Source organism: Allobosea sp. P2_A10, from assembly GCF_056405115.1.
The window spans coordinates 1-1133 of sequence record NZ_JBFUCS010000058.1; the positions used below are offsets into that span (position 1 = coordinate 1).

The following is a 1133-nucleotide window of genomic DNA, read 5'->3' on the forward strand; positions in this document are numbered from 1 at the left end:
CCTATCGCGATCGCGACTTCGTCATCGAGATCGTCCGCCGCACCGACAAGGAACCTGGCTTCAAGGTGCTGCCAAGGCGATGGGTGGTTGAGCGCACCTTCGGCTGGATGACCCGTTGGAAGCGCCTCGTCCGAGACTACGAACAGCGCCTCGATGTCTCCGAGGCCATGATCCATATCGCGCTCGGAAGCCTCATGCTGCGGCGGATCGTCCATCCGTGAGCATTCTCAAACGGACTCTAAGGCACTCCGTCGTCGAGATTGCGCAGCGGTCAGGAGAGTCGCGCGAAATCTGTTTGAGGGGCGTCGTCCAAGCTGACCGAACTTGCGAAACCATGACGGCGATGAGCGAAACGGCGCGCAGCATCTCCGACATCATCGGCCTGATCCAAGCAATCGCATCGCAGACAAATCTGCTTGCACTTAACGCGACGATCGAAGCGGCGCGCGCCGGCGAAGCCGGAAAGGGTTTCGCCGTTGTCGCCTCGGAAGTCAAGGCGCTGGCAAGCCAGACGGCGCAGGCCACGCACGACATCGCCTCACGCGTCGCGCAGATTCAGTCGGCATCGGCGGACGCTGTTCTCGCAATCGGAGCTGTTCGCGACACGATCCGTTCAATCGCGGAATATTCGATTGCGGTGGCGACCGCCGTCGATGAGCAAAGTTTCGCCGTGAGCTGTATTGCTTCGGATGCTGCTGAAGCCCGTGAACACGCAGCGTCCAGCGGGAGGGTCATGTCGGTCGCGGCCGCGGCTGCTAGCCAATCGCGTGCCGCCTCGGAAGCCGTCGCGACTTACTCCTCAGCGCTGCGCGTCCACGCCACAGAGCTTGAATACTCTACAAGGACCTTCCTCTCAGAGGTGCGAGCTGCCTGACATCTAAGAGACTGTTTGAGAATGGGTTGAGGCGGCCGCTGCGGCGTGATTCAAGCTTGGGATGTGGACTCGAGCGAGCCGTGGCCGGATGGCTGGATTTGAGAAGCGCGCGAAGCGCTACCCGACTGATCTGACGGATGAGGAGTGGCGCTTCATCGCGCCGTTTCTGCCGCCAGTGCCGAAGCGCGGACGCAAGCCGACGACCGACCTTCGCGAGGTGCTCGACGCCCTGCGCTATCTCGCTCGGACCGGTGGCGGC

At 62.3% G+C, this 1133-nt stretch carries 3 protein-coding genes; all 3 read left to right on the forward strand.

Features of this window, described 5'->3' with window-relative positions:
- On the forward strand, positions 1-221 hold a 221-nt coding region (locus AC1DZY_RS26605), incomplete at its 5' end, for a transposase (RefSeq protein WP_476823162.1).
- Positions 218-874, forward strand: a complete 657-nt coding sequence (locus AC1DZY_RS26610) for a methyl-accepting chemotaxis protein (protein ID WP_476823163.1) — start codon at positions 218-220, stop codon at positions 872-874. The genes AC1DZY_RS26605 and AC1DZY_RS26610, both read left to right, overlap by 4 nt.
- Positions 875-935: 61 nt before the next feature.
- Positions 936-1133 (forward strand): transposase (locus AC1DZY_RS26615; RefSeq protein WP_476823164.1); only part of this gene is annotated, 198 nt, incomplete at its 3' end.